General features: G+C 38.6%; 3 protein-coding genes. 2 read left to right on the top strand and 1 reads right to left on the bottom strand.

What is annotated here, in order from left to right; all coding sequences use genetic code 11:
• Positions 1–800 precede the first annotated feature (800 nt).
• Together mutM and coaE are read left to right on the top strand one after the other, a co-directional pair.
• On the top strand, positions 801–1,655 hold the full coding sequence (gene mutM, locus B5D12_RS09985; protein ID WP_078756659.1) for a DNA-formamidopyrimidine glycosylase: 855 nt from the start codon (positions 801–803) through the stop codon (positions 1,653–1,655).
• Between the two features lie 41 nt (positions 1,656–1,696).
• Positions 1,697–2,275 (top strand): dephospho-CoA kinase, encoded by a 579-nt coding sequence (gene coaE / locus B5D12_RS09980; RefSeq protein WP_078756658.1) that lies wholly within the window; start codon positions 1,697–1,699, stop codon positions 2,273–2,275.
• A gap of 100 nt (positions 2,276–2,375) precedes the next feature.
• On the opposite strand, the gene B5D12_RS09975 is transcribed toward coaE, so the two are convergent.
• Positions 2,376–2,518 (bottom strand): transposase (locus B5D12_RS09975; RefSeq protein WP_200803033.1); only part of this gene is annotated, 143 nt, incomplete at its 5' end.

Genomic DNA, 2,518 nt, shown 5'->3' with positions numbered 1-2,518 from the left:
TTATATCGGAATTCCATGACTTTTTGTATTGATTTAAAAAAGGTGTGAATAAACAGATTAATTTCTGTTCACCCACACCAAAAAGTATAGAGCCTTAAAATAAAAGAGATGAAGGACAAGACTGATTATGGGTCTTGTCTTTCGTGGTTTATAGAAGAAAATAAGGCTTAAAGTATCATTACAATTTACACGATGCAACAGTCTAATTGTGTTTAAAATGGCTGCATCAATGGCGAAGTATAACTGGGAAATGTAAAGGATTTTGGCAGTGGTTACTAAGAAATCGAAATTCGAGTGATAGGCGCTTCGATTGTTAATCTTGACCAGTGGAGACGATTCACCGATGGCACTGAAAAAAAGCAAAAGTCCCCAAGCAGTGTTTTTAAAGTTATTGTTAGCCTCAGCCTAAAAATGACCCACTGTGTTTTGAAATCAGGGAACGTAGCAGGTTCAAGTAGATTCGTTGTAAAAATTAGTCAACAATAATACAAGAGTATCAGCTATTATTATTAGTTATCGAAAATTGGCCCTCGTTCGTGTAGGTAGAAGTTAATATGAGTGGGAGTTTCTATCAGGTGAAGTAATTGAGAAAATTTCGCAATGTGTGCGAAGCATAATTTGTACAAAGGTAAGAAGTGAATACTACCAAATATTAAAATCAAATAGACCGTAACACTATGGAAATGCAGGTGAAACATTGATAACAGTAATAACCTTTGATAAAATCAAATTAATATATGAGGGTACCGCTTTACCTAAATAAATACTTATATGAGCGGTTTTACTAAAGGAGTTTTAAGATGCCAGAATTACCAGAAGTCGAGAGTGTTCGTCAAGGGCTAATCCACTTGGTGCAAGGAAGAGTCATCCAGGACATTGTGATTGATTGGGAGCGAATTATCGTCACCGAACAACCTTTATCAGACTGGAGCGAACATTTAAAAGGTCAACAAATCAATACGGTTGAAAGACGAGCGAAGTTTTTAATTTTCCGCTTTGATGATTGGACGCTGATTTCCCATTTGCGTATGGAAGGGAAATACCATTTTTACCCAGCTGATGAAGTGCCGGCTACTAAAGATAAGCATACTCATGTTCGTTTTCTTTTTACTGATGGTAGCCAACTACATTATCACGATGTAAGAAAATTTGGTCGCATGGAATTAGTCGCACCTGAATCCGTAAAAGATTATTTCTTAGCACGTAAATTAGGGCCAGAACCGAATGCGGAACAATTCCATTTGTCGACTTTTAAAACACAATTAAGCCAATTGAAAAAGCCAATTAAACCATTACTTTTAGATCAAAGAGTCGTGGCGGGGTTAGGTAATATTTATGCCGACGAAGTGCTCTTTGAAGCAAAAATTCATCCCACTAGACCAGCCAACAGCTTAACAGATCAAGAAGTGGCACGATTATATGATGCGATTTTAAACATTATGGCGGCAGCCATCAAAGCCGGTGGTTCAAGCGTGAGAACGTACTTAAACTCATTAGGAGAAGCCGGTACCTATCAAGAACAATTAAAAGTCTATGGACGACCTGAAGAACCATGTCCACGCTGTGGTCAATTAATCAGTAAAATCCAATTTGCCGGCCGCGGGACACATTTTTGTAGCCATTGTCAGCCAGTAGCATGCATTAAAGAGGCTTAGAATTTAATCGAAGCCTTAACTAGAATGGAGGGGTTATTGAAGTGAGAAAAATTGGGATTACCGGTGGTATTGCGACTGGAAAATCAACCGTTTCAGATTACCTACGACAAAAAGGTTACACGGTCGTTGATGCGGACGAAGCGGCACGAGCAGTAGTCGCACCAATGAGCCTAGGGATTGATAAAGTGATTGACGCTTTCGGCCACCAAATGGTCAAAAGTGACGGTCAATTAGACCGGGAATTATTAGGCAGTGTTATTTTTAAGGATGAAGCAAAACGCGATCAGCTCAATCATTTGTTACATCCTTTGATTATGGATTGGATGGACCAACAAATCGCCAAAGCAGAAGCGGAGATTGTCTTTGTTGATGTGCCATTGTTGTATGAAGTAGGTTATGACCAAAAAGTCGATCAAGTTTGGTTAGTTTATGTCAATCGTATGACCCAATTGCAACGCCTAATGGAGCGCAATCACTTAACAGAGCAAGAAGCCAACCAACGGATTGACAGCCAATGGTCCTTAGAAGTAAAAAAAGAAAAAGCCGACGTCGTCATTAATAATGAAGGTGACTTAGACGCTTTATACCGTCAAATAGATCGGTTATTAGAAGAATTATAATCAGGTGATGGGTCAATCATAATAGTAGCGTGATTGCGAAACAGCGACTTTTATTTAAAGTCGCCCCTTGATAAAACCGTGTAATTCATACATGGATGAATCAAGTTCTAGGGCGACCGTCATTGTATTCTGTTAATTGATTTTCAACATATTTTTTAACAGTTTCTTTAGACATACTACCTACTGTTGACATGAAATAACTAGGTGTCCATAAATGGCCACCCCATAACATTGCCTTTGTTT

Source organism: Globicatella sulfidifaciens DSM 15739 (assembly GCF_900167405.1).
GTDB lineage: Bacteria > Bacillota > Bacilli > Lactobacillales > Aerococcaceae > Globicatella > Globicatella sulfidifaciens.
This window is presented reverse-complemented; position numbering and strand designations above follow the sequence as displayed.

Excerpts from the sequence above, each read along its gene's own strand:
- mutM (WP_078756659.1), top strand. The coding sequence starts at position 801 with ATGCCAGAATTACCAGAAGTCGAGAGTGTTCGTCAAGGGCTAATCCAC.